Raw genomic sequence first — 19968 nt, forward strand, 5'->3', positions numbered from 1 at the left:
TCTCGCGGCTTCTCCCCTTCCGTTTGCTCACGCACTTCGTGGAGTTCTTCTAGAGTAATATCGTCGAACCGACCCATTTCATCGGACTTCTATCTTGGTCGGTAAGTATCTTTAGCCGACCCTATGAATGGGTGGGGGATGAGGAGTACTTACACCCAGTACATACAGGACACGGCCACGGGGTGTATGGCCGATAAGCGCCGTAGCCGTGCGATTAGGTCACACGATACGGACGATCATAGGTATGATGGTCTCGGTCGTTCTCGCTTTAAGTACCTCTAGTGATAAGGTAGAGATACGAGAGAAGTTCGGTCCGGTTCTATGACTCAAACTCTGGGTGGGCATTTTTTCCTATTTCCTGAGAGGTCGGAATGGACTAGGTGGTGAGACCGTTTCCCGATCCCGAGCACCCACCTCTACGGGTTTGGATCATGCAACACGACGGAACGACCGTACGGGTGTCACTATATTTGACAGAATATAGGTGTGTAAGACCCGAATCGGACCCTGGTTGCTCCTGAACTCAAGACGAATCCGGTTCACCAGACTCCTTCGGTTTAACCAACAGACTGGGGACAACTACATACCGTGTTGGTTAAACGCCAAGTGTGCCGACTAGTTCGTCACTCCTTATGTCTTCGCTGCCTATTGTGGTTCTAAAGTCACCTACTACACAATGATCGTCCCGATTCAGAACGAGGCCTTAAGCCACTCGAGAGAGTCACTAACGGTAACATGGGGCGATCCACTCGCCAACGAGAGTCCACGGAGGACACCAAACAACCAGAGGAGACGGACGAACGAACATGCGAGGAGTGTGGATCGACTGCCCTCATCACGAGCGGAGACCAGGGTGAGGTCGTCTGTGAGGGCTGCGGACTCGTTGTCGACGAGACGAATATCGATCATGGGCCCGAGTGGCGGGCGTTCAACGCAACCGAACGCAACGACAAGTCACGGGTCGGTGCTCCGACAACCCAAACGATGCACGATAAGGGCCTCACGACGTCGATCGACTGGAAAAACAAGGACGCCTACGGACGATCGCTCTCGTCGGATAAACGCCAGCAGATGCGTCGGCTTCGTAAGTGGCAAGAGCGCATTCGGACCAAAGACGCTGGTGAACGGAATCTCCAGTTCGCCCTGAGCGAGATCGACCGCATGGCGAGCGCGCTCGGCGTCCCCAAATCCGTGCGCGAAGTCGCGAGCGTCATCTATCGCCGGGCGCTGTCGGAGGATTTGATTCGGGGCCGCTCGATCGAAGGCGTCGCAACGAGCTGTCTGTACGCGGCCTGTCGCCAGGAAGGGATCCCGCGGAGTCTCGACGAAGTCGCCGATGTCTCACGGGTGGAAAAGAAAGAAATCGCGCGAACGTATCGGTACGTCGCTCAGGAACTTGCTCTTGAGATGAAGCCTGTCGATCCAGTAGAATACGTTCCGCGATTCTGCTCGGAGTTAGCGGTCAGTGAAGAAGTCGAAGCGAAAGCGAATCAGATCATCGAAACTACGACCGAGAAGGGGCTGCTGTCCGGGAAGTCACCGACAGGCTATGCAGCGGCAGCGATCTACGCTGCCTCACTGCTCTGTAACGAGAAGAAGACCCAGCGAGAAGTCGGTGAGGTCGCCAACGTTACTGAAGTCACGATCCGAAATCGCTACCAAGAACAGATCGAAGCGATCGGACTGACGTCTCCCTAAGGAGACCAGAACGGCGATGACTGAACTACCGAGACAACACCCCACCGCTTCCGATGCTTTCTGGGGAGTCACAAGAACGGTAGCTCGCGTATCTTGTCTGCGGCAATGTACAGGGTGTACGCAATCAGAAGCGGTGGATGAACCCGTAGATCGAATCAGAGAGTACTGAACTGAGGGTCAGCTCTCGATATACTGTGACGTCCACGTATGGTGGGTTCGAAGTTGATCGTCACCAATGTCGGTGAGTTCATAGTAATTCGTCCGTCGGTCGAGTTCACCCTTCTCGACAAGGCCTTTGGTGACGAGCGTATCCAAGTTCGGATACAACCGTCCGTGAGTGATGTCGTCGGTGTAGTAGTCGTCAAGCTCATCTCTAATGGTCTGCCCGGAAGGGCGATCGATATCGGCAATAACGTACAGGAGGTCACGCTGAAATCCAGTGAGGTCGTCCATGGATAGGGAAACGGACTACGACACCGCCCTTTGTTATTGAAATCATACATTCTGTGGCGGTCTGACGGTGAGATTGTGAGTCGAAACAGGGGAGAGTAGCATGAAATTCCCGATAGTATAGATCGGCCTAACAGAGGAAACAGCCCTTCGGACTGAGTCATCACCACTAAGACAGCAAGCGTGCTATACACGGAGTGCAGACTATGTATGAGGATAACCGTCCTCCACTGCCTGACTGGATTCTTGACGTCTACGAGACGGTTCTCGAGTACGTGACAGACCAACACGACTCCGAACCGAGCGGAGAGCCATCCATCCCGACACTGCCGCGTGACCAACTCACGAGAATAGTACTCGCGAGTGAGCCCGAGATCGAACCACAAGATGTTGATTACGCCGTTGACCGCCTTCTGAATCGTGGCTATCTCTACGAAGTGGACGATGGACTGCGTGTCACAGACGTTTCCTAGAGTGACGAGCCCTCTGAGGGTCGCGATGAAGTATGCCGATCAGATCAGATCACTGAGAGAGAGCCGGCCAGAATCGGTTAGCCGAAAATGTCTTCGACGTATTGCGACTCCCACTTCCGACGATCTTCGATCTCGCGTCGACCCCGACGCGTCACCGAGTAGACGTTCGTTCGGCGATCTTTCTGGCCTTTCTCAAGAAGCCCCTTGTCGACGACCGTATCCAAATTCGGATACAGACGGCCGTGATGGATTTCCGTTTCATAGTAATTTTCGAGTTCGTCTTTGATTGCGAGGCCGTGGGGCTCATCTAATCCTGCAGCCACGTACAAAAGGTCACGCTGGAACCCGGTCAAATCGTACATATAAATCCCTACTAACTAGATTGGTTTAACTGTTTGGAAATATATCTATTTCCTCTGAAATACGTCTGAGTGAACGGCTTACCCCCATTAGGATGCATGAATTTTAGAGAGTCTATAAATTATGAGAGTAAACCCACCTGAGTGGCCCGGCGTCGCCGCTGCTCACGGAGAACTTGAGGAAGGGCGGGGAGGGGAGTCCCGCCCCGAGTACGTACAGGACACAGCCCACTCATCCATGTCTGGCTCGCTGCATGGGCTATGCGCGTGAGTGTCTTGCATCTACAAATATAGGCGTTCCGATGGCAGGCCTTGTGCAACATTTGGCCTTTCTCAGAAAGCCATCGTTGCACAAGGTTAGGAGGCGCGAGACATCCTTTCGAGCCCCGCCCAGCTATCCGAATGGGACGATCCTCCACCCCAAACGGCTTGTTGGCGAGTAGAACAACGAATTCTGCTTTGTTGAATAGCATCCTCTGAAACCGAACTCTGCGAAACCGAGGTGAGGTTCAGTAACGAGAGGCTATACATCAGCCAGCCTGAAATGGTGGTCGAACAAGGCCGCTGCTATTCAACGGAGCAGTCTACTCCACCGGACTAACGGTCTCGTCATCTCGACGTACCCGATCGAACGTCGCGAGATACGTGACCCGGTCGCGAACCTCGTCAGTGTCCAGTTCCAATTCGGTGGCCAGTTCGTCGACGGTCATCGGTTCGTCGAGTGCTTGGAGAACTTCGAGCCCATGGTAGTATCGATTCGTCAGATCTTGAATTTGGTCCTCGATCGGCGTGGTCACGCCGTACCGCTCCTCGAGGTCGACCAGTGCCTCGTTCGCAAAGGTCGCGAACTGATCGTCACCGAGTCGATCGATCTGAGCCTCAAGTTCCTCCTCGACGACGTCGTAGTTGAACCCGGCCTGCACCAGCATGTTCATGTCCTCGATATCGTCGTCACGGCCCGCGATCAATTTGAACAGGAAGATATCCTCGTTGCTGACCAGTCGAACCGTCAGCTGGTCCGGATCGAGGAACGGGTCGCTGCGCTCACGCATCCCGTCGGTCAGGACGAGCTTGTTCGCCACCTGCTGATTAAAGATGTCGAGGCGACACCCATCGTCGTTCTCGACGCAGCTGGTCGCGCCCAGCGCCTGATAGTCGTCGTCCAACGATTGTACCTCCGTATACCCGAGGTCCATCAGGACAGCCCACAGCTGGCCGTACGCATCTCCATCTGGGGCGATCAGGTCGATATCTTTCGTCGCGCCCTTGAGGTCGCGCAGCGACATCGCGCCGCCACCGATCAGGTAAACCATGAGCGGGTCAGACAGTCCATCCGCGATTCGCTGAAACTCGTTCTCGATGTACTCGCGTCCGAATGTTGGTCTCATTACGGGAGTGTCACCTCGTAGTCAGCCGCCAGCTCCTGGAACTCAGACCATGCGGGAAGGCGGTCATCCTCGACTTCGCCATATGTCTCGATGTACCGGAGCAGAGCGCCGATTTCGTCTTCGAGTTCGTACTTCGCCGCTTGCCCTCGGAGGTCGTCTTCGTCGACGTCGGCGTGACTGAGCAACAGCAGGCAGTACGAGCGGTGGCGTGTATCGTCGTCGATCAGCAACGTATGACAGCACAGCTCCGCCGGCGAGACTGAGTCGAGGTCCTCGGAGTAGAAATAGTAACGGTGGCTTGTCACCAGGAACTGGAGGTCGAAAGCCGTGAACCGGGCCAGCCCCGTTTCGTGGAACTCGTCCGCATCGACGTCTGTCTTCGTCTGGGCGAGAAATTCGTCGTAATCTTCCCAGAGAATCGTGCCGTTCGGGGCGGCAGATTTGAGTCGCTGCCGATGGAGATGGTGTACAAGTTCGCGGGCGAACTCGTGGAGTCGGTCAAAGTCACCGTTGAACTGATAGTGACTGTCATTCGTGCCGACAAGGCCACGGTCCCGAAGCCGTCTGAGCACCCGGTTGACGGTATTGCGATAGTTATCCGATCGAGTAGCGAGATCCGTGACGGTCCGTGGCTGATCGAGGTAATAGAGGACCTCAAGGGTCTTCCCCGTCAACAGCTCCGGAAAGTCAATATGAGAGTGCTGCCGGATGAGGTCCTGATAGATCTCAACAGCCCGGGCGTCCGAGGGAACGACTCGTTTCCGACGTCCGTCTCGTTCCGTGTAGAGCAGGCCTTTCTCGACGAGGCCCGTAACAGCACGAGAGAGATAGCTCTCGCTATGGTCAAGCTTCGTCGCGAGGTCGGCAATTGTGTCACCACGTTCGACAGTAGTCAGGACCTCGAGTTCGATACGCCGGAGCACGGTGTAACATAGTAAGAAACCTATTTATAAAGAAGCTTCGGATAATGTTACGAATCTGTGGCTGTATCAGAACAACATTCCGGCAGAGGAGATTCTTAACCAACGCGCACTATATCGCCAGGATACAGTTAGTTAATACGGTCTTCGGCTCAACCCGTCTTGAGTAGTTTACCCCAAAGTAAACTACTTTGTTGCCCTCTATAGAAATCATAAACATGGATGGTGGATTGGACGGGGAGAACGGCTTCTCTACACGGGAACTCGTCCACTTCGTCACTCAACAAACGCGGTTCGCCCTTCTCAATAATATCCTCCAACACCCTGAGCAGCTGTCCTCGATGTACGAACTTGAGGAACTCAACCCTAGTGTGAGTGACGCCACCGTCTACAAACACATCCAGAAATTGATCGACGCCGGTATCGTCAAGGAAGTCGCCCTGGACGACGATCAGCGCCGGCAGGGGTATCCCTGGAAGTTCTATAGCCTCACAGAGGAGGGCCGCGAGTTTCTCGACGAACACAACCTCCTCGCTGCGGAGGAAACCCTCCAACAGATCTACGAGACCATCTCCGACAAGCCCGAGAAGATGGTCAAGTACGAGAACGCCCCCCGTCCAGACGACGCGTGACCAGTCGCGCTATTGCAGAATAGTTTGCTATTCGTACGATTCAGCGACCAGCGATGGTGTTGAGAGTTAACCAACAAAACTATACTCCTGACTCCAATGTTGGTTAACAAGAGGTGCTACTCGATGTCCTACGAGCCACCGACACCACCAGCGGACCTCCCGACAGACATCGTGGATACACTGAACGAGTGCTCCCCGGAACAGCTCCAGCATGTTACCCGCTACGCCGAGGCCTTAGCCGAACACAAAGCACGTGAGGCCCGTCTCGAGGAGGAGTCGGATGAGAACGAGATGAACGAGCGACCCGACGATCTTCCGGATGGTGTTCCGTCGAAGGCCACGATCACGATCAAGGAGATCAACGACAACCGCTACTACTACTGGCAGTGGAGAGAAGGAGACAAGGTGACGTCGAAGTATAAGGGGCCCGTGAATCACGATAAGTGAACTTGTAGCCGGAACCTTGCGAGTTCGACTGGGAACACCCACACACCACCCTGCAAGTGTTCCTCTTGTCGAGAGAAGCGATCTATCTGTGAACTAATAGAGATTGAATGTAACCTACTTAAGCGGCCCAAAGTTATTGACGGTTTTGGAGTGTGATTTTCTGAAACCGCTATACGTAACACGCTTCAACGTTCGATGTCTCGGCAATAACAACAACAACAACAACACTTATTCACTAGTATAGTAGTAACAGGTTCCAAGAGAAATTCTCTATAGTCAACGTTCCTTTTTTGTGGTTCTCCTTCAGATATTGTCAAGCACAGAAGCTAAGAACAACTCCTTCCTTTGGAGGCCAAGAACACTTGCAGGGTGGTGTGTGTGTGTAAGAGGGAACGAACACTTGAAACACTTGCAGGGTGGTGGATAGTTTTATCAGGGATGGCACAAAACGATCCCCCAAGATGGCCCAAATAGACGAGAATCCGTTCGATGACACGGACGAGATTTTCGAGACTAAACGTCCTTTGAAGAAAGACAGCTTCAACCCCGAGACGATTTTCCATCGCGATGAGGAGATCAACTTCTACGTTAATGCTCTCCAGGACGTCGCTGTCGGCCACGAGCCGAACAACGTGTTCGTCTATGGCCCGACGGGCGTCGGGAAGACGGAGGTGACACGGTGGGTTCGCGACAAGCTCCTTGAGAAGGCGGACGATCAGGATGTCCCACTGGAGATCCTTGGTCCCGTAAACTGCCGGAACTACAAGTCATCCTACAGACTCGTGAGCCGGCTCGTTAATGAATTTCGAGAGTCGAAAGACGAGCTCCCGAACAGCGGATACAGTACCGACACCGTGTTCGACTTTCTGTACGAGGAGATCGAACAGGTCGGGGGCAACGTTCTGATCATCCTTGACGAGATTGACAATATCCCACCTGACGCCCGCAATGACTTTCTCTACGACCTCCCACGAGCCGAGGCGAGCGAGAATGCGGCGATAGATCAGGCGTGTATCGGGCTGATCGGTATTTCGAACGATCTGAAGTTCGTCGATTCACTAGAACCGAAAGTCAAGAGTACGCTCGGCGAGCGCGAGATCAAGTTCGGACCGTACGACGCAAACGAGCTCCGCGATATCCTCGGGTACTACGCGGACATCGCGTTCCACGACGGCGTCCTTACTGGTGACGTGATCCCGCTCGCTGCAGCGTTCACTGCACAGGAACGGGGCGACGTTCGACAGGGCCTCAAGATTCTCGAGAAAGCGGGCGAGTACGCTCGGATGGGTGACTCCGACATGGTTACTGAGGAGCACACGCGTCGGGCGACGGAAACGATCGAGACGGACGAGATCCTTGAGTCGTTCGAAAACGACTTGACTCGGCAGCAAGCGCTCACCTACGTCGCGACTACACTCGCGATCATCGAACCCGATCACGATGCCCGGACGAAGCGGATCTACAGCCTGTATACGTCACTCGCTGATTCGGTCGGCTCCGAGAGTCGATCCGAGCGGAAACTCTACGAGTTCCTCGACCAACTCTCGATGCAGGGGTTCGTCCGATCGGAGGACCACAACCAGGGTCGCCGAGGCGGCCGTCGGTTCATCTACGAGGTGACTGACGATCCGGTTGACATCATCAATGCCGTCGTCAAGTCCGACTATAGCGAAGCACTCCCGAACAATGTGTGGGATATCCTCAAGCTGTATAAAGAGGATGAGGCCACCGAGTTCGAGGCACCTGATCCCGATAACGATTCCCAACGCCAGATTTGGCAGTTTACATAGGATGAAACGGTCGAATACACTTGAACAGTGGTGTACCTTCGAGTTCTAAAACGGTTTCCTCTCCGCTTAACACTTGCAGGGTGGTGTGTCATAGAACACTTGCAGGGTGGTGTCCCTGTGGACGGATCCCATTCCGCATGAACACTTGCAGGATGGTGTGTGCTTCGGCGTATCGCGGCGATATCACCGCCGAAACGATGTATCAGCCGTTCCAGAAACACTTGCAGGGTGGTGTGAGACGCGCTTCAGTTTTCCCCATTCGTCAAGATTGACCTCCACCGTGGGATAACTCAGACCGGGGTCCGATTCTATTGTGTACACCGTCGGACGCTCTTGCCGAATCTAGTGAAACACGTTGAGGGCGAAGCAGTCAACGAGGCCGTGTAGCGGTGCTCCGACGAGGTTCAACGTCCGTACGAACCCGTAGGTTCGGACGGACTGTTCCAATCCTGGTTTGGAGAGACCACGGAACTTCTCCAGCCACGGCTGGATCAACGACCAGAGGCATTCGACTTGATTTGTGTGGACGCCTTCGTCTGAGACGTACTTATCGTCGTGAACAACGGTTCGATGCTCGTGGTTCATCTGCTGATACGCGGGAAGTTCGTCGGTCCAGATCTCTCCCAGCGGCTGGGAGAGATCGCCTGCTTCCTCGATCACTGGCCCGAGATTCTCGTCGTATTTTGATCCTTCTTCGGCTGAGATCACCCGAAGCACGTCGCGGCTCGCCGCGACGAGCGTGAGTTTGTCGCCCGGTGCTCCCTCCCAGCGTGATCGGCCCGGTTCCCCAGAACCGCCGCGGGAGAGACCATCCCGCGGCGGCGATTGACCTTTGTAGCCCGAACACTTCGAGCCGGTTTCATCGATCTGTGTTGGTCCCTCAACGGTGTGCTGGATGCGCTCCCAGACGAGGGGAAAGCCGCGTTCGAACGCGGCTTCCCCATCACGGAGTTGCGCATGGATTGTGTCGTAGCAGGAATCGAATAGCTGGGCGATCTGGTTGATGCTGAGCAAGGTATCAGCGTAGAGAATGAAGATGAGAAGGAGTTCACCGGGTGTAAGACCGGTGTTTGCGAACGGCGTGTTTCGGGTGTATGTGAAGCTATAGCGGCAGTTACGACACCAGACTCGGGGACTGCTGTCCCGAGTCTGGAGAGCTGTTTCTCCACACTTGGGACAGGGAGCCTGCTCCCACGCACGCTTGCAGCGCCGCTCGACGATGGCGTCGAGCGGATCGGGGCGGAACACTATTGCTTGGCGCTCAACAACTTCCTGGAGCATCCCGCCGAAAGCTGTCTGTTGGTGCACATCCACTAGCATACGGCGGGATGCTGTAGTTCCTCCGCGACTGTTTCACCAGACTCGGCAAGAGCGAATAGTTATGTGAGTTGCGCACCTACCTACGGACTGGGTATGACCGACGCAAACGTCGCCCTCCTCGTTCGACTCCAAGCACAGTCCGGCAAAGAATCCGATGTCGAGGAATTCCTCCGTTCGGCACTGCCGATGGCCGAGGAAGAACCGGACACCACCACGTGGTTCGCGCTCCGCATGGACGATTCGACGTTCGGCATCTTCGACACCTTTCCGGATGAATCCGGTCGGGAAGCGCATCTCTCGGGCGAAATCGCTGCTGCCTTGGAGGAAAACGCGGACGAGCTGTTCGCAGAACCGCCGGAGATAGAAGAAGTCGACGTACTGGAGGCCAAACTCCCCTAACATCTGAAATTGGACAGACAGAAGCAGCAAAGACGAATCTCACATCTCGTTCACGAACGCCGGACGTGGCGATGGACCCTTTCGCGCTACCGCGCCGTTAGTGGCGACCTTCCTCGAAGAAGAGGGTGAGTCAATCCCCACTATAGGATGAAAGAGGTTGTTGGCTGTTCTAATTTGTAATCACGTTAGCGTTCGTATTCAGGGGTTCAGACGGTCACACCGAACCCGACAGCTCGTGGGTGTCTGGATCGTCACACGAACAGCCAATCGCGGCGACGTCGCCACACTCGGGACACTCGTAGATCGGGATCACGTCCGAACCCCGCTGGGGCAGCGGCCCCTCTTTCGGCCCCTCGTAGCCACACTCCGCACAGTGAGAGCGACTCATTGGTCTCGACGTGCTTCCTCGCGAACCCAGTGGGCCGCTTGCTGGTGGTCAGCAACCAGTTCGTGCGTTGTAGTCTTCCCGGCGAGGAGCCGACCCGTCTCCACATCGGTCACCACGTCCGAGCGAGCGACTGCTGAGAGCAGTTCGCTCGCGACCGAAGCCATCGTTGCCGCCCGCTTGTGAGCGTAGGCCTCGTGTTCGTGGTCGGGAGCGTCCTCGCGAGGACGGTCAGCCTCGAGTTCGGCCAGGCGCAGGAGCGCTCGCGCACCCCAGCAGTCGAACTTGGTGTCGTCGAACCAGTCCGACTCGTGAACCTCGTCGTGAAACTGCTCGGCGTGGTCACAGATGATCGACGCATGTGCTTCAGCGTCGGTTTCCTCGTCAGTCATCGCGATCAACCTCCAAATTATCAGAACTCTCGTCGGCCGGACACCACCACTGAACGACGATCGTTCCGTCCTCGAGGTCGTCGACGTCGTACTCAACACCGTCTGGAATCGGCAACGTGACGCGCTCTTCGCCGGTCTCTTCGGGGTACCCCTCGGTCGGTTCCAGGTGATCGTCACCGTACTCGGCGTCGGGCACTGGATCGTCGATCCCAGTCGCCCGATCGTATCCGGGAACGTCATGAGGATCCGGGTCAAGATCCGAGAGCGTTCGCCTGCGTTCGTCGCGAGCGCCTCGATGGAGATCGCGGGGTTTGCGGTCCATTAGCGCTCTTCCTCCACGATTTCACTGGAAAGAGTGGTGTCCCCTTCCGAGAGCGGTACGTCTTCGTCGAACGTGCGTTCGTACACTTCTCTGAGTGGCATTGAAGTCACTTCCTGGGGACGAGTGATGTCGTCACCTCGCCCCCCGACCCCTCTCAGGGGCTAACCGACACCACCGTCGGTGCGGACTCGCAGGCGGTCGTCTACGGAGTTACCCTATGCAGTTGAGGACAATCCGGGGCGTGAGGTAACTCACGAGCGAGGGGGTTCAACGCGGTCGATCGACTCGAGATGGATGGTGTCGCGCAACTCGTCGTCATGGCGAACGTCGGTGATGAGACGAATGTCGCCATCCATGTCGAACCGCTTAGCAATGTCGAGGAGATCGAAGAGGCCAGCGTCAGCGTCTCGATCTACGACGAGGATCAGGTACCCCCGAGTCGGGATCCAGCCGTCTTCGACGAGTGCGAGCGACTGGAACTGCTCGAGCGCTTTCTCGGGGTTGTCTGAAGAGCTCATCGCGGTGCGTACTTTCGATGTGTGCTGGCGAGGGGGTTAATTGTTGAGGCCAGCACCGGCACCGTCGTAGCGGTCTGTCTGACTTCGACAGTGAGGACAGGCATGGAGCGTGCCTTGGTTGTCCGCGAACACGCGTTTGTACTGGTCGGTGACGTGGCCGCCGCAGTTCTCGCAGTTAGCCATCGGTACTCTCCGTCTCTGTGAGCTGGTCGTAGAGAGCGAGCGTCGTCTCGAGTTCGCCGATCGACTCGGTGAGCGTTAACGGCTCGAGCAGGTGGTTTTCGAGACGATCGAGGGTTTCGAGCGCGTCTTCGAGTTCGATTTTGACTCGGTTGCTCGACCAGGAATTGCGGGGGCTCATCGGTTCTCACCCCTGCGCTGGGGGCACCCCGGTGCATGGGGCAAACGATCGCGGCCACCGAGGTCGACGAGGAGCTCGCGCTGGCAGTCTCGGCACCGGACGTAGGCTTTCCCGCCCTGTTCCGGTGGCTCGGTGTGGTACGTGTACACCGATTCGACCGTCGTCTCACGACCGCTGTCGGCAACCGTTCCGCCGTCCGTGATGGCGTCTCGATCTCGGAGCGTGCGAACTCGGGCTGCGGCCCGCTGGCGGAGTTCGCGACCTGCGGCGGTTTCGTAGTGGTCGGCTCGCTGTGCGACCGCATCGATCTGGCGGTGTTGTGCCATCTAACTTCGCCTCCACCCCTCTCAGGGGACGACCAACACAACCGAGCGGACTACTGGGAGGAGTTCTAGTGGGTGGTTACCCCACGTGACCGATTTCAAATCGGAGCTGTGGGGTAACGAAAGCGTCACCCATGCGAGTCGCGTTCTCGAGCGATTCAGAGCATGAAAATTTCAGTTTGCTCTTGCCGATTCTCGCGATACGTACAGGACGAGCACTTACCACAGGGTGGCAGTGGTATTTCGAGACAGTACGGTCTCAGAAGAGGGACAGCTCAGTTGTCCGAAGGTACTCGGACAGTCGAACCAGAGCCATCCCGAAGAGTACAACCGTAACTCCGCTCAGTGCGACCACTGCCATCAGTTCAGGGTCTCCACTGGCCATCACAGCGACAGACACTGATCCGAGAAGCAGCGTCACAGCGAAGAGCAACTCCACTGCGCTACTGTTCAATTCGCCCCATGTGGATGGGACACCAGATCTCCTCTGCTGGCTATGAACCATATATCACAGTGACATCTCCCGCTTCATAAATCTGTGGGTTAGTCTACAAGATCGTCTGACACGTTCGCACCTTGGCGTAACGCGTCGGTTGGCTCACGCCGATCGGACCCCTATGGTTATGTACAGTGCGTTCACAGGCCATCAGATATCTGGGTTTATCTCACCGGAAGTCCGAAGACAGCACATGTCTGACGAAGAGGACGACGAAATAGATTCGAATAAGATGGCTCTGGGTATCGCGTTCGGGCCTCTAATAGGAGTTGTTCTTGGGCTTGTACTGAATGATATCGGAATAGGGATTGCGATCGGTATGGGCCTCGGTACTATTTTCGGTGTGGTATGGGGCCTAACGTAGTGAACTGCCACGTGCGAATTTGAACAGCTGACGCTGTACTCGCACTCGGATGTAACGATCGGATGAGTCTCGCTAAGCCGAACTCGCGGGACCTATTTTTCACGACCGAGTCGGCTGATCCTCGCGTTACATACAGGTCAAGTAGCTAACGAGCGAGTGAAATTAGTATCAGGGCAATTCCGAGCGGGAGATACACCGGCCCCAGCCCAGCGGTACATGAATTGACCCCGCCATCAGGTGTATAGGACACTGTAACGCCAGTAAACCCTTCGAGTTCGTAGCCGCCCGGTGGTCCGTCAGGTCCGTATCCTACATCACTACACGTCGTCCAAAAGAACGGTGGACTGATGATGACAAAAAAGACCCCGAGAAAAAGCAGTCTCCGCCTTGTCTTCGGCTTCATACTACAGCTTTCAATTCGAGAGTAAGAGAATCTTCTGCTGCTTGTTACGTTCGCACCTGGATGTAACACGACCGCAAGTATTGCTTATAGAGTAGCGACTGGACGAGTGGAGAGGTTTCGAACACGCTGGAGATTGCACGCTGAGTCGAGGACAGGTGTTCGGATCGCGACTGCGACCCGATGTTTGCACGGCCCCTGGTGGTGTTCGTCTGCCGGACACGTGCAACTGTCCGGCAAGCCGTCGTCGATCGTCACGAGATACTCGTGGTCGCTCGGGTCTTCGTGGCTCGCGTTTCGAACGAGCACTCCCTGTTCGATGAGTTCGAACTCGAAGGCTTCGTACTGAGCCCGTTGGAGCGTCCGCTCGGTCGTGTCGAGGCGATCAAGTGAATGTGCTGGCATGGTTGTATTACTGTCGCTCAGCGTCCGTGAGCGGCGCTGTAGGCTGAAGAGTGAACACACGGATATTACTCACAGTCGGGACAAATCAGCGGCAGGTCGAGATTCTCTGCGGTTTCCCAGCGGTCTCTCTCGACTACTCCAAACCTCCCGCAGAAATCGCAACTCGTGTTCGTGCACTCTGGATCGGTTAACACTTCGACGCGAAAATGGACCGACCTGGACTCGAGGGTCAGCGGTGGTTCGGGCGTGAACTCTGCGACGATCGGATCTGAAGCTTCGCTGGCGGTGATCATCTCGACTCTCAGCGCTCAGGAGAGCGATCAACACAACCTGGGGCGCAACCCAGTGAGCTGTCCTGTCTTCTCCCACTGATTAATACGACAGCCCTGTATGGAAGCTGCGGACCTCACAGTTCTCGTTGCGACAGCGAGCACGCGTGAAGTCCATCCCTCTGGCCAGTTTGTTCTGGTATTGGCAGTGGGGACAGCGGTACGTTCCGCTCTGGGATTGGGTGTTCTGATTCATCTCTGTTCGCCTCCACTCCTCTCCTGAGGGTGGAACAACACCAATCTGCAGGATGGTCGGGATCAGCTGGTTCCCGAGCTGCCTCACGCTGCCGGGACCCCTCTAGCCCATGGAGTGATTACAGAAAGGACACAGTATGATGACTCGTGAGTCGTCCTATGCAGATTCGTCACGAAATTGGAGAATCTCGACAGACACAGGAAGGTTCTCGAAGTCATCATCGGCCCCGACGACGAGCGTCGCATCGTCGTCACATGCTTGAGTAACAGCAAATGCATCACCCAGTGAGAGCCCACCGGGCGCTTTAATCCGACCAGCCTGCTCCCAACTGGCGTCTTCGATCCGGATCCCAGCACGCTCGAGCATTGTAATGTCGTAGAGCCCCTCAGCGATATCCCTCGTGATCGGTTTCGTATCTCCCCTCGATGCCGCCAAGAGTCGTGCATTCAGGTAGACAATCTCTGCAGCGTTCGCGTCGGCGATGATCCCCTCACTCTCTCCAGTGGTCGCCTCTTCGAGAAGCTCGTCAACCCGTTCATGCCCAGGCTCTTCGTGCAACCACGCGATGATCGGCTCTGTGTCGAAGACGTAGGTCCTCACGGATCGGACCCGTCTCCAGCATCCAACCCGTGATTTCGTTCATCCGCTCGTTCCCGTTCTTCCTCCTCTGTGTTCCACTCTCGGAGCTTCGCGAATGCCTCCCCTTCTTCGAGCGCATCACCGTGCCGGCCGGCCAGTTCCTCGAGCGAGCGTAACGGTTTCACGATAATACTGTCATCGACCGAGATCATCACTACCTCGTCTGGAGCGTCGATTCCGAGCTGCTCACGCCACTCTTTCGGCAGTGTTGCCTGACCGCGCTGGGTCACGCGAACGAATTTCCGTGTTTCATCGTTGACTGCCATATCATTGATTGGGACGTCCTGAACAATGATAACGGTGTCGCTAGTGTCCCTCCTCAACCGGGAGTGTCTCTTGGGAGCAGAAGTGAGAGTTGGCACTTCTCGAAGGGGATCTCCTTGGCACTTTCGGCGATCCCTCGGTCGCGAAGATCGTCGAGGATCTCCGCTTCGGTTTTCTGCTCACTCATCGTGATCACCGTCATCCTCAGTGGGCTCGACCCGGATGGTGAGCTGGCAGATCGGACACTCGAGGACGAGTGGGGAGGCCGTGCGAATCGTGAGAAACGTCGGCTCGTGCGACCACGCCGTCCCCAAGCACTGCACTCGAGGGACCGACGTCGTCGTGCGGTGAGGCGGCTCGTGGTCAGGGGTTGAACACTGGTGTTGCATCTGAGGGTCCTCGTCAGGACGAGTTGATCGCGTCATCCCTCTGCCCCTCTCCAGGGGACGAACACCACCACCGGCTGGCCATTCGTCCGACCGTGCAGCCGCTGATCTGATGGTGGGGTTTGATCTGGGTGAGTTACCCCACGAATGCTGATTACTTCCCGTTCGTGGGGTAACTACGCTCATCCTCGTTCTCGTTCTTCGGCTCTCGATTCCAAGCTGGTTCCCACTCACAGTCGTCGCGAACGTAGTCTGCGCGCGCCGAAAACCAGTGCCGGTGGTAGCCAGTGGTCTCGGTCCCAAGCCACTTTCCCGAAGCGACCGGGCCATACTCCTCCGTCTCAGGGATGTTCTCGCCGTCGTCGACCGACCACGTGTACGTGCCGTCGAACTCTGCGATGAAACCCTGATCGCCCGCTGGTTCCCGAAGCGTGCATTTCGTGTTGCAGTGCCTGCAGAACACGCCCTGGTACAGGAGGTGGGTCCACTCCTCAGAGCCACAGACCGGACACGTCACGACGTCGAACGCGCCACTGTGGCGGTCTTCAGTTTCGACGATTCCCATGCTGATCACCCCTCACGTCCGTCGGGATCGACGCGGGTGATCGGTCCAATTCTCGCGTGAGCGCCGGCCAGTACCTGTGAGACGTGCTCAAGCATCGTGATGTCAGTGACGATCGTGTTCCCGTTTTTCTGGAGGACGACCACGCCGCTGTCGTGGAGCCAGACGGAGACGCCGATGCCCCAGTGATGCCACCGGTCGGCCGAGAGCGCTCTCGAAGGGAGCGACAGGCTCTCCTCACCGTGTTCGATGGCAGCCCGAACACCGTTGCGAAGCTCCCACGCTTGTGACTCGGTCAGCGTCCCCGAAGCAGTCTCGGCACTGTCGACGTGGGTCAATAGGTCGGCGACCATCATGTCGCACCCCCAATGTCGGTGGTCGTCGCAATCCACCTGTTCTCGAGTCGAGTGGTCGGTAGCTGTGCTCCTGGCAGTTCGTCTGTGTGAACCATCTCTGAAACCCTCCAGCCCTCTCTGAGGGGTGACCAACGCCACCTGCGTGCGGTCAGGCGTCTCGTAGGGAAAGACCCGCTATAGCCTAGGGCGACTGTGGGCCAGCCCCGCGTTCGAGTGCTTCGAGCCCGCCGAGATCTGCGTGCAGGACGGCGCCGTTCCGGATGACGTATCGGCAGGCGTGCACTGGATACCGACACTTCGTGAACCCGGCACTCTGGATGTCGAGTTCGGCGTCTTCTTCGATGTATTCGGCGAGCTTCCAGAGGAACTCTCGCGTCACCTCGTTGGCGTCGAGATCCATCGTGCCGTCGTCTGCCTGGGCGTAGACTCGAAACGCTTCGTAGCCCCACACGGAGAACTCGCCGTCATCAGTGAGCCGCCATTTGAGGCCGCCGAAACAGTATGCTTCACAGAGCTGTTCGACTGCATCTGGGTCAGTGACCGTCGCGCCGCTTGAAGCGGTCACTGCTTGGAGTGTTGCCATCTTTGCTCGCCTCCACTCCCTCGCAGGGAGGGGATCAACGCCACCAGATGTCCGGTGCGGTCACCGTTCAGCTGGAGCTGTAGAAGAGCGGCAGGATCGAGCGAGAACGCAACGCACGAACAGAGACGCACGCTGGGGCGCGTTAGTAGCGTCTGAGGGAGAGAAATCGAAGGGGGAAAGCCTGGCAGCCACAACGAGCGAACACAGCGACCGATAGGGAGTGCTGTGAATGATGTGGGCAGCCCGGGCCCTGTAAATGAGCGACAGTGAACCGGGAGGGGCGCCTTCATAGAAGGCGGAGCCATTCATGTGATCCAAAGGTCAATTGGAATCGGGAAAGAGTTGGAAGAGCTTCTCCCTTGCCGACATACTTGATCGACTTAGGGATTGATGTCGAGTGTGTACAGCTGTCGGCGGGCATCCATAACTGAAAAGCTGGACGAGATGGTATTCTTCTCATCGAGACGATTCAGAGCATATCTGACCGTTCGATCGGGCAAGAGCGTCTCTTCTGCAATCGTTTGTTGAGTCATCGCCTCATTGTGCTCGAGAACTTTCGCGACTAGTTTCGCACTCGGTGGTAACTCTTTGATATCATCCCACGTCCCACTAGGATGAGTGTCTTGGCGTACTGACTCTGAATCAGTCATCGCACTATAGGTTTTGACATACAGGATGATAATATTTCCCTTTTTGCAAATGACGTATAGTAATAGCGTTATTCGCGGATCAAGTCGATAATGTCCTGAGAACGACGGCTAAACGAAGAGAGAGCGAGAGAGGGGCCCTTGCCGATTGGTGCTAGAACGAGATATCACGTTCGTCTTCCGATCGTTCAGACGTGTCTATAGTTTGCTGGCCCCGGTCATCGTAGAATTTCCGTCCGATATACTCTTCGTTGAGATTGCCGATGATGGTCGTGTACAGCTCATCTGGCGAGTCGTACGTTTCGTCAGTAAGAGGACGGAGAATAGTGGAAACCGTTTCAGAATCGCCTTGGTCTGGGGCTTCAACTTCAACCTCGCCGAGTTGCTCAATAACAGTTGCTCTGTCGGCCGGATACGTGAGTTGCTCGTCGAAATGCTCTGGAAGGTCTTCCATCTGCATGATTATTTCCAGTGGTTCGAGCTGCATAATCCTTCGTGATGTTCTCTTGACCATGGATCCCGTAGAAGAGCAAATTGACCGAAGGGGTGGAACCGATACGTTCCCCCATCGTCGCCTGGGCCTGTTGCCACTACCGGACATCGATATGCCACTTGGTGAGATTCACTTGAGGATAAACAGTTAACGCAGCGGGACCAGTACGGCCGGCTATGAATCCTGGTGACTACGTGATCGATACCGATGATGAGTCTCCGGACCTCGCTGTTGTCGTTGAGAGACCTGAAGGGACGATCACAGACCGACCAGTCACTGCTGAGGATGGCGACACACGTACGGTTGCTGACGACAACCCTGACTACGATCCTGAGATGCCAGCTGTGGTCGTCGCCTTCGTCACAGGACTCGACACAGGGTGGCCTGACTGGGCCGACGCTGCTCCTGTCGAACTCGCAGATGGAACACGAGACCACGACGTGAAACGATACACGTTCCCCGAGACACGACTCACACCAGTCCCTGCTGAGGACGCTGACGCGCTCCGTGAAGCACAGACTACTGTCGATATAGCCTCCCTCCAAACCCATCTCGAGGATGCAGGCTGGACGACAGAACGAGAGGGACTCCTGTTGACCGTCGAAAATTTGACGAGCAGTACCACATCCATCCCACCGGAGACGTCGACGGCGATGGACAGGTCCGCCAGCCGCTCACCAATATCGTCGAGAACTATACGACCTGAAGGTGGTTCCATCGTGGCTGGTCGGCGTCTTCAATACGATGGTACTGACCTCCTTCCACGTGATGCAGTTCCGGAGATTCCAGAACGCTAGGGTGGCATAGAACTCTTCCCACACCTTTGTAGCAGCCCGAGAAACAGTGTCTGATATGCGGCCAGTATCGCCGCTATTCAGAACCAGTGGTAGCAGACCTCTCGACCGGTAGCCGAAAACCATGTCAACTGTTCTATGACACCTCAGAACACGGTAACTCTGTGAGCGTCTCGATGGGGTTCTCGACCGCGATCTCGCGACAGACACGTTCGGTCTGGATCGAGCACTGTAGGACCAGTGATGCCCCAAACCCTGAGTGCGGTTGGAGGAGCGGACTGGAAATCACGCATCAAAAAGCGCTCATCAGTTCGCTCACTCGTTACTCCTACACGAACATCTGTACGATCCCATAGACAGCCACCTCTCTGTGTCGTCCGCTACTCATCAAGACAGGAGCTCACTCACGAGCAAACGGTGGGCAGACGAGCTGTTCAAGGGACTCACCCTTCCACGTTTTCACAGAGCGCCACTGTTTCAACAATCCTCTCTCGAACTCACAGATTCACGTCAGTGTAGTCGATCACATCCTCGGTTCGATACCATGTTACGAGGTCTTGATGTTTGAAGACGCCGTCGTCACTCCAGATATCCCCGCTGGCAGCCGCTGCAGCAGCAAGAAATACAACATCGCTTTCGTCACGGTCGTGGAACGGCCGATCAGGATTAGCGTCGGGGTGTGGTGATTTCACCATCATCGCCTCCTCACGATACTGGAGGACCTGTGACTTCGGAACGAGCGAGATGTTTTTGAAAATCGTCTCAAGAAGTGTATCGATCGTCGTTGCAGACAAGTTGGCTCGTTCTTGAATGACGCCTTTGTTTCGCTCAATTTCGTCGAACGATTGTGCGGGATACTGTAACTCGCGGTCGCTTT

At 56.1% G+C, this 19968-nt stretch carries 32 protein-coding genes; 8 read left to right on the forward strand and 24 right to left on the reverse strand.

All coding sequences use genetic code 11. The annotated features are described in order from the left end of the window. Window positions 1–735: 735 nt before the first annotated feature. Entirely contained in the window at window positions 736–1698 is a 963-nt protein-coding gene (locus tag LCF40_RS21560) for a transcription initiation factor IIB (RefSeq protein ID WP_224830197.1), read from the forward strand. Window positions 1699–1875: 177 nt separating this feature from the next. Here the strand turns inward: LCF40_RS21560 and LCF40_RS21565 are convergent, their stop codons facing one another. Then, window positions 1876–2151, reverse strand: a complete 276-nt coding sequence (locus tag LCF40_RS21565) for a helix-turn-helix transcriptional regulator (protein ID WP_224830198.1) — start codon at window positions 2149–2151, stop codon at window positions 1876–1878. 203 nt (window positions 2152–2354) lie between these two features. Here LCF40_RS21565 and LCF40_RS21570 point away from each other — a divergent pair, with 203 nt between their 5' ends. Further along, the gene (locus LCF40_RS21570; protein WP_224830199.1) at window positions 2355–2621 is read left to right on the forward strand and encodes a hypothetical protein; all 267 of its coding nucleotides are present in this window, start codon (window positions 2355–2357) and stop codon (window positions 2619–2621) included. A 77-nt stretch (window positions 2622–2698) separates the two neighbouring features. Here LCF40_RS21570 and LCF40_RS21575 read toward each other — a convergent pair whose 3' ends face one another. The 3 genes from LCF40_RS21575 to LCF40_RS21585 form a co-directional block, all read right to left on the reverse strand. After that, window positions 2699–2983: a PadR family transcriptional regulator gene (locus tag LCF40_RS21575; protein WP_224830200.1), complete on the reverse strand. Its 285-nt coding sequence runs from the start codon at window positions 2981–2983 to the stop codon at window positions 2699–2701. Window positions 2984–3564: 581 nt separating this feature from the next. Beyond that, complete coding sequence (locus tag LCF40_RS21580) at window positions 3565–4368, reverse strand: DUF6036 family nucleotidyltransferase (protein ID WP_224830201.1); 804 nt, start codon at window positions 4366–4368, stop codon at window positions 3565–3567. Continuing rightward, a complete protein-coding gene (locus LCF40_RS21585) occupies window positions 4368–5291 on the reverse strand; it encodes a MarR family transcriptional regulator (RefSeq protein WP_224830202.1) in 924 nt (307 codons plus the stop codon). The genes LCF40_RS21580 and LCF40_RS21585 overlap by 1 nt, the downstream gene beginning before the upstream one ends. Before the next feature lie 215 nt (window positions 5292–5506). Here LCF40_RS21585 and LCF40_RS21590 point away from each other — a divergent pair, with 215 nt between their 5' ends. The 3 genes from LCF40_RS21590 to LCF40_RS21600 all read left to right on the forward strand — a co-directional run bounded on the left by LCF40_RS21590 (window position 5507) and on the right by LCF40_RS21600 (window position 8157). Continuing rightward, complete coding sequence (locus LCF40_RS21590) at window positions 5507–5920, forward strand: transcriptional repressor (protein ID WP_224830203.1); 414 nt, start codon at window positions 5507–5509, stop codon at window positions 5918–5920. Between the two features lie 123 nt (window positions 5921–6043). Next, window positions 6044–6367, forward strand: a complete 324-nt coding sequence (locus tag LCF40_RS21595) for a DUF6788 family protein (protein ID WP_224830225.1) — start codon at window positions 6044–6046, stop codon at window positions 6365–6367. Between the two features lie 461 nt (window positions 6368–6828). Beyond that, on the forward strand, window positions 6829–8157 hold the full coding sequence (locus LCF40_RS21600; protein WP_224830204.1) for a Cdc6/Cdc18 family protein: 1329 nt from the start codon (window positions 6829–6831) through the stop codon (window positions 8155–8157). Window positions 8158–8499: 342 nt separating this feature from the next. On the opposite strand, the gene LCF40_RS21605 is transcribed toward LCF40_RS21600, so the two are convergent. Continuing rightward, window positions 8500–9477 (reverse strand): IS1595 family transposase, encoded by a 978-nt coding sequence (locus LCF40_RS21605; RefSeq protein ID WP_114579650.1) that lies wholly within the window; start codon window positions 9475–9477, stop codon window positions 8500–8502. 93 nt (window positions 9478–9570) lie between these two features. On the opposite strand from LCF40_RS21605, the gene LCF40_RS21610 reads away from it, so the two are divergent. Beyond that, on the forward strand, window positions 9571–9876 hold the full coding sequence (locus LCF40_RS21610) for a putative quinol monooxygenase (protein WP_004054295.1): 306 nt from the start codon (window positions 9571–9573) through the stop codon (window positions 9874–9876). A gap of 214 nt (window positions 9877–10090) precedes the next feature. Here the strand turns inward: LCF40_RS21610 and LCF40_RS21615 are convergent, their stop codons facing one another. The 8 genes from LCF40_RS21615 to LCF40_RS21650 all read right to left on the reverse strand — a co-directional run bounded on the left by LCF40_RS21615 (window position 10091) and on the right by LCF40_RS21650 (window position 12682). Beyond that, window positions 10091–10264, reverse strand: coding sequence for a hypothetical protein (locus tag LCF40_RS21615; protein ID WP_224830205.1), 174 nt, complete (start codon window positions 10262–10264; stop codon window positions 10091–10093). Then, window positions 10261–10653, reverse strand: a complete 393-nt coding sequence (locus LCF40_RS21620) for a hypothetical protein (protein WP_224830206.1) — start codon at window positions 10651–10653, stop codon at window positions 10261–10263. Before LCF40_RS21620 ends, LCF40_RS21615 begins: the two co-directional genes overlap by 4 nt. Next, window positions 10646–10975: a hypothetical protein gene (locus LCF40_RS21625; protein ID WP_224830207.1), complete on the reverse strand. Its 330-nt coding sequence runs from the start codon at window positions 10973–10975 to the stop codon at window positions 10646–10648. Before LCF40_RS21625 ends, LCF40_RS21620 begins: the two co-directional genes overlap by 8 nt. A gap of 251 nt (window positions 10976–11226) precedes the next feature. Continuing rightward, window positions 11227–11493 (reverse strand): hypothetical protein, encoded by a 267-nt coding sequence (locus LCF40_RS21630; RefSeq protein ID WP_224830208.1) that lies wholly within the window; start codon window positions 11491–11493, stop codon window positions 11227–11229. A gap of 36 nt (window positions 11494–11529) precedes the next feature. After that, entirely contained in the window at window positions 11530–11676 is a 147-nt protein-coding gene (locus LCF40_RS21635) for a DUF7563 family protein (RefSeq protein ID WP_224830209.1), read from the reverse strand. Further along, window positions 11669–11854, reverse strand: a complete 186-nt coding sequence (locus LCF40_RS21640) for a hypothetical protein (RefSeq protein ID WP_224830210.1) — start codon at window positions 11852–11854, stop codon at window positions 11669–11671. Before LCF40_RS21640 ends, LCF40_RS21635 begins: the two co-directional genes overlap by 8 nt. Then, complete coding sequence (locus tag LCF40_RS21645; protein ID WP_224830211.1) at window positions 11851–12180, reverse strand: DUF8118 domain-containing protein; 330 nt, start codon at window positions 12178–12180, stop codon at window positions 11851–11853. Before LCF40_RS21645 ends, LCF40_RS21640 begins: the two co-directional genes overlap by 4 nt. A 256-nt stretch (window positions 12181–12436) precedes the next feature. Then, entirely contained in the window at window positions 12437–12682 is a 246-nt protein-coding gene (locus LCF40_RS21650) for a hypothetical protein (RefSeq protein ID WP_224830212.1), read from the reverse strand. A 184-nt stretch (window positions 12683–12866) separates the two neighbouring features. Between LCF40_RS21650 and LCF40_RS21655 the strand changes: the two genes are divergently transcribed. Continuing rightward, window positions 12867–13037 carry a glycine zipper domain-containing protein gene (locus tag LCF40_RS21655; RefSeq protein WP_224830213.1) on the forward strand — a complete coding sequence of 57 codons (171 nt, stop codon included), beginning with the start codon at window positions 12867–12869 and terminating at the stop codon, window positions 13035–13037. A gap of 487 nt (window positions 13038–13524) precedes the next feature. Here LCF40_RS21655 and LCF40_RS21660 read toward each other — a convergent pair whose 3' ends face one another. The 10 genes from LCF40_RS21660 to LCF40_RS21700 form a co-directional block, all read right to left on the reverse strand. Further along, window positions 13525–13842, reverse strand: coding sequence for an SWIM zinc finger family protein (locus LCF40_RS21660; RefSeq protein ID WP_224830214.1), 318 nt, complete (start codon window positions 13840–13842; stop codon window positions 13525–13527). Window positions 13843–13907: 65 nt separating this feature from the next. Further along, on the reverse strand, window positions 13908–14135 hold the full coding sequence (locus tag LCF40_RS21665; protein WP_224830215.1) for a hypothetical protein: 228 nt from the start codon (window positions 14133–14135) through the stop codon (window positions 13908–13910). A gap of 388 nt (window positions 14136–14523) precedes the next feature. Further along, window positions 14524–14967, reverse strand: coding sequence for a PIN domain-containing protein (locus LCF40_RS21670; RefSeq protein ID WP_224830216.1), 444 nt, complete (start codon window positions 14965–14967; stop codon window positions 14524–14526). Then, window positions 14964–15272 (reverse strand): AbrB/MazE/SpoVT family DNA-binding domain-containing protein, encoded by a 309-nt coding sequence (locus LCF40_RS21675; RefSeq protein WP_224830217.1) that lies wholly within the window; start codon window positions 15270–15272, stop codon window positions 14964–14966. The genes LCF40_RS21670 and LCF40_RS21675 overlap by 4 nt, the downstream gene beginning before the upstream one ends. A 53-nt stretch (window positions 15273–15325) precedes the next feature. Further along, on the reverse strand, window positions 15326–15457 hold the full coding sequence (locus LCF40_RS23385) for a hypothetical protein (protein WP_263623712.1): 132 nt from the start codon (window positions 15455–15457) through the stop codon (window positions 15326–15328). 353 nt (window positions 15458–15810) lie between these two features. Continuing rightward, window positions 15811–16221, reverse strand: a complete 411-nt coding sequence (locus tag LCF40_RS21680; protein ID WP_224830218.1) for a DUF7567 family protein — start codon at window positions 16219–16221, stop codon at window positions 15811–15813. A gap of 5 nt (window positions 16222–16226) precedes the next feature. Continuing rightward, window positions 16227–16574, reverse strand: coding sequence for a hypothetical protein (locus LCF40_RS21685; protein ID WP_224830219.1), 348 nt, complete (start codon window positions 16572–16574; stop codon window positions 16227–16229). A gap of 181 nt (window positions 16575–16755) precedes the next feature. Continuing rightward, window positions 16756–17157 (reverse strand): hypothetical protein, encoded by a 402-nt coding sequence (locus tag LCF40_RS21690; RefSeq protein WP_224830220.1) that lies wholly within the window; start codon window positions 17155–17157, stop codon window positions 16756–16758. Between the two features lie 380 nt (window positions 17158–17537). Next, window positions 17538–17807: a MarR family transcriptional regulator gene (locus tag LCF40_RS21695; RefSeq protein WP_224830221.1), complete on the reverse strand. Its 270-nt coding sequence runs from the start codon at window positions 17805–17807 to the stop codon at window positions 17538–17540. A gap of 151 nt (window positions 17808–17958) precedes the next feature. Further along, window positions 17959–18264: a DUF5789 family protein gene (locus tag LCF40_RS21700; RefSeq protein WP_224830222.1), complete on the reverse strand. Its 306-nt coding sequence runs from the start codon at window positions 18262–18264 to the stop codon at window positions 17959–17961. A gap of 209 nt (window positions 18265–18473) precedes the next feature. On the opposite strand from LCF40_RS21700, the gene LCF40_RS21705 reads away from it, so the two are divergent. Beyond that, on the forward strand, window positions 18474–19094 hold the full coding sequence (locus LCF40_RS21705) for a hypothetical protein (RefSeq protein ID WP_224830223.1): 621 nt from the start codon (window positions 18474–18476) through the stop codon (window positions 19092–19094). 494 nt (window positions 19095–19588) lie between these two features. Here LCF40_RS21705 and LCF40_RS21710 read toward each other — a convergent pair. After that, window positions 19589–19968 (reverse strand): PIN domain-containing protein (locus tag LCF40_RS21710; protein WP_224830224.1); only part of this gene is annotated, 380 nt, incomplete at its 5' end.

The sequence above is a fragment of the Saliphagus infecundisoli genome (genome assembly GCF_020177375.1).
Taxonomy (GTDB): Archaea; Halobacteriota; Halobacteria; order Halobacteriales; family Natrialbaceae; genus Saliphagus; species Saliphagus infecundisoli.

Bases quoted from the DNA above. Each gene is read 5' to 3' on its own strand.
- LCF40_RS21635 (WP_224830209.1), bottom strand. From the start codon at position 11,676: ATGGCTAACTGCGAGAACTGCGGCGGCCACGTCACCGACCAGTACAAA.
- LCF40_RS21695 (WP_224830221.1), bottom strand. From the start codon at position 17,807: ATGACTGATTCAGAGTCAGTACGCCAAGACACTCATCCTAGTGGGACG.
- LCF40_RS21640 (WP_224830210.1), bottom strand. From the start codon at position 11,854: ATGAGCCCCCGCAATTCCTGGTCGAGCAACCGAGTCAAAATCGAACTC.
- LCF40_RS21570 (WP_224830199.1), top strand. From the start codon at position 2,355: ATGTATGAGGATAACCGTCCTCCACTGCCTGACTGGATTCTTGACGTC.
- LCF40_RS21675 (WP_224830217.1), bottom strand. From the start codon at position 15,272: ATGGCAGTCAACGATGAAACACGGAAATTCGTTCGCGTGACCCAGCGC.
- LCF40_RS21660 (WP_224830214.1), bottom strand. From the start codon at position 13,842: ATGCCAGCACATTCACTTGATCGCCTCGACACGACCGAGCGGACGCTC.
- LCF40_RS21700 (WP_224830222.1), bottom strand. From the start codon at position 18,264: ATGCAGATGGAAGACCTTCCAGAGCATTTCGACGAGCAACTCACGTAT.
- LCF40_RS21620 (WP_224830206.1), bottom strand. From the start codon at position 10,653: ATGACTGACGAGGAAACCGACGCTGAAGCACATGCGTCGATCATCTGT.
- LCF40_RS21565 (WP_224830198.1), bottom strand. From the start codon at position 2,151: ATGGACGACCTCACTGGATTTCAGCGTGACCTCCTGTACGTTATTGCC.
- LCF40_RS21655 (WP_224830213.1), top strand. From the start codon at position 12,867: ATGTCTGACGAAGAGGACGACGAAATAGATTCGAATAAGATGGCTCTG.
- LCF40_RS21685 (WP_224830219.1), bottom strand. From the start codon at position 16,574: ATGATGGTCGCCGACCTATTGACCCACGTCGACAGTGCCGAGACTGCT.
- LCF40_RS21625 (WP_224830207.1), bottom strand. From the start codon at position 10,975: ATGGACCGCAAACCCCGCGATCTCCATCGAGGCGCTCGCGACGAACGC.
- LCF40_RS23385 (WP_263623712.1), bottom strand. From the start codon at position 15,457: ATGAGTGAGCAGAAAACCGAAGCGGAGATCCTCGACGATCTTCGCGAC.
- LCF40_RS21575 (WP_224830200.1), bottom strand. From the start codon at position 2,983: ATGTACGATTTGACCGGGTTCCAGCGTGACCTTTTGTACGTGGCTGCA.
- LCF40_RS21590 (WP_224830203.1), top strand. From the start codon at position 5,507: ATGGATGGTGGATTGGACGGGGAGAACGGCTTCTCTACACGGGAACTC.
- LCF40_RS21580 (WP_224830201.1), bottom strand. From the start codon at position 4,368: ATGAGACCAACATTCGGACGCGAGTACATCGAGAACGAGTTTCAGCGA.
- LCF40_RS21645 (WP_224830211.1), bottom strand. From the start codon at position 12,180: ATGGCACAACACCGCCAGATCGATGCGGTCGCACAGCGAGCCGACCAC.
- LCF40_RS21595 (WP_224830225.1), top strand. From the start codon at position 6,044: ATGTCCTACGAGCCACCGACACCACCAGCGGACCTCCCGACAGACATC.
- LCF40_RS21600 (WP_224830204.1), top strand. From the start codon at position 6,829: ATGGCCCAAATAGACGAGAATCCGTTCGATGACACGGACGAGATTTTC.
- LCF40_RS21610 (WP_004054295.1), top strand. From the start codon at position 9,571: ATGACCGACGCAAACGTCGCCCTCCTCGTTCGACTCCAAGCACAGTCC.
- LCF40_RS21630 (WP_224830208.1), bottom strand. From the start codon at position 11,493: ATGAGCTCTTCAGACAACCCCGAGAAAGCGCTCGAGCAGTTCCAGTCG.
- LCF40_RS21605 (WP_114579650.1), bottom strand. From the start codon at position 9,477: ATGCTAGTGGATGTGCACCAACAGACAGCTTTCGGCGGGATGCTCCAG.
- LCF40_RS21650 (WP_224830212.1), bottom strand. From the start codon at position 12,682: ATGGTTCATAGCCAGCAGAGGAGATCTGGTGTCCCATCCACATGGGGC.
- LCF40_RS21560 (WP_224830197.1), top strand. From the start codon at position 736: ATGGGGCGATCCACTCGCCAACGAGAGTCCACGGAGGACACCAAACAA.
- LCF40_RS21665 (WP_224830215.1), bottom strand. From the start codon at position 14,135: ATGATCACCGCCAGCGAAGCTTCAGATCCGATCGTCGCAGAGTTCACG.
- LCF40_RS21705 (WP_224830223.1), top strand. From the start codon at position 18,474: ATGAATCCTGGTGACTACGTGATCGATACCGATGATGAGTCTCCGGAC.
- LCF40_RS21680 (WP_224830218.1), bottom strand. From the start codon at position 16,221: ATGGGAATCGTCGAAACTGAAGACCGCCACAGTGGCGCGTTCGACGTC.
- LCF40_RS21615 (WP_224830205.1), bottom strand. From the start codon at position 10,264: ATGAGTCGCTCTCACTGTGCGGAGTGTGGCTACGAGGGGCCGAAAGAG.
- LCF40_RS21690 (WP_224830220.1), bottom strand. From the start codon at position 17,157: ATGGCAACACTCCAAGCAGTGACCGCTTCAAGCGGCGCGACGGTCACT.